The sequence below is a fragment of the Desulfosarcina cetonica JCM 12296 genome (assembly GCF_001311845.1).
Lineage (GTDB): Bacteria > Desulfobacterota > Desulfobacteria > Desulfobacterales > Desulfosarcinaceae > Desulfosarcina > Desulfosarcina cetonica.
Window position 1 is genome coordinate 1 of the sequence record NZ_BBCC01000393.1, and the last position, 2,320, is coordinate 2,320.

The following is a 2,320-nucleotide window of genomic DNA, read 5'->3' on the forward strand; positions in this document are numbered from 1 at the left end:
CACTACAGCGAAACATAGATGTTATAAGATTTGGCCAGCCTGACCCTTTTCTTTCGATGCGAGATGTAAGCGATGAAGTTGCGGCGCAGATGATATTGAATAATCTCCTTCATCCCCTCGACGCTCAGAGATCTGAGCGGAAGTATTAACGATAGTATTTTTCGCACCAGGGGTACCGTCAGCAAAGGTGTTTTTTTTAAAGTGCAATCGCATCCGTAGCATAAAATGTAGAGCCAGGAATACGAATGTCATGTGGCGATGCCAGGCGGGCCAGGATCGGTGTTCATAGCAATCCATGCCCACTTGACTCTTGCCTTCCTGAAAGCACTGCTCGATGGGCCAGCGCATGGAGGAGGCCTTTACCATCTCGGATAGCGGGATCTCTTTGGATGCATTGGAGATGGCGTATTTGATCTTGCCATCGTCGTTCTTTCGCAAGAAAAGCCATTGTGGATCACCTGTCGGCAAGCCATCGCGAGACAAATGGATGCGAAGTCGGGCGACTTTAGCAATGATGGGGCCCTTGGCGCCTTCGGCAACAACGACCGGTTTCCAGGATACGCGGTCGGATTTGGCGATCTCAGCGACACTTCGCGGTTTGGGTTGTCCTGGCAAAACTTTTAATTTGGTGGGACGGCGGCCACGCCCCTTATAGGGCGGGAATCCCACTTTTGGCTTTTTCGTGAAAACCTGGGTGTCGGATTTGATCGCGGCAAAATAAAAGCAATCCTTGGGCAAGGCGTTCAAAAATTCCATGTCACTGCCAAAAGCAGCGTCGGCGCCAATCCACGTGAAGGGATAATGCCCTGTGGCGACGATCTCGGTGATTAATTTTAAGGCGATCTGCTGCTTGGTCTCAAAGGCAAGATCTTCGGGGACCAAGTTGAATTGGCGCCTTTCTTTCTGCTCAGGGGAAAACCAGCTTTTCGGCATATACAACCGACCACCGAGCAGGCCGTAGCCCTTGTCGCTGGAATAGCCGATAAAGACACCGGACTGACAGTTCTCGACCTTTCCGAGAGCGCCACAATACTGTCGAGCCACGCCAACCGACTCCTTGCCCTTTTTGGGAAAGTCGCTGGGATCGATGGTGATCATTCCATCGGGTGCGGCGATCAACTCCGCCAGCATCTTCTGATGGGTCTGCAGCATGGCCCCATGATCCCAACGAAAGGTCTTCATGAACATCTGCATGGAGCGGACCGATTTTTTATCGAGAAACTCAAGCGCGATCGGTTCCACGGATTTGGCTTCGGCATTACTCATGAGTCCGGAGAAATAGGCCAATCCCAGACGGTGATGTTCGATGCGACCATAAGCGTCATGAAAGCATTGATGAAAACTGACCAGCTCGTTGGCCATCGTCTCGATATCATCGGTATCGAGATTCAAGTCGGCGGTCAGTTGCGGATGCCATCGGCAATGTTCTAATAGCATGACCAGCGCCTCCACCTTGGTTTGGGTCAGTGGGGGGCGATCAAGAACAAGAATAGGGGCGGGTTGTTGGCGGCAATCGATAATCTGTCTGAAGTCCGGGTCTAAAACATAAAGGTAAACCTCCTTGGGGTTGCCATGATAACGATATCCCTTGCCTTGTTTGGTGCTACCCTGCGTATGCCCCACGTGCAGCCAGTTGGCGGCCTTATAGCAGGTGCCCACAAAGTAGCGGGGATCGACAAAAGTCTCCAATAGCAGGAGGCGATGGTTGAAATGGTGTAGCCAATCCACGGGCAGCCGCGCAATATTGAGGGCCAGCACATGCGAGGCCAGATTGGGGATCTGAGCCCAGGGCAGGATCAAAAAACGGCTGTTGGCGGCCAGTTGATGCAGATGCCGTTTTCGTTGACTCGGCGACCAGCGATAAAACAGTCTCTTACGGCCAGTTTCAATGCCGGTGCGCTCCACGACAAGGCTGCTACAGGGCGATCTTTCAAAAAAGCCAAATATTTGAGTCGATGCCCGAGCAGTTGCCGATACCCCAGGTAGTGATGCCGGCTGACCCAGCGATCCCACAATGGCTCCCAGTCCGAACCACCGACGGGTTTCACAATGGCCGGGCCAAAGTCGTTCAACGCGCCGGCAATCGCCTCTGTGTTGATGACACCCGGCACTGGCGGCAGGCCATCGTTTTGTTTTTGGTTTGATTGCATGGCAGCAAATGGGTTATTGACGATAGGGCGCAGATTCACCGTAGCGGAAAAACCCGTATTCAAGCCAACGAACACACAATGCGCAACGCCATGGCCCCGATTGATCGCCCTGTTATTTGAAAGTATACATGCTTTTAATTTGGGCGTCTACTGCAATTTTCGCTGTAGTG

The 2,320-nt window shown here is 52.4% G+C and carries 1 protein-coding gene and 1 pseudogene; both read right to left on the reverse strand.

The annotated features are described in order from the left end of the window. Positions 1-21 precede the first annotated feature (21 nt). Positions 22-1,437, reverse strand: a complete 1,416-nt coding sequence (locus tag JCM12296_RS34235; RefSeq protein WP_422699257.1) for an IS701 family transposase — start codon at positions 1,435-1,437, stop codon at positions 22-24. A gap of 222 nt (positions 1,438-1,659) precedes the next feature. After that, positions 1,660-2,150: pseudogene (locus JCM12296_RS39485) on the reverse strand (Druantia anti-phage system protein DruA); the annotation flags it as partial. Positions 2,151-2,320: the final 170 nt, after the last annotated feature.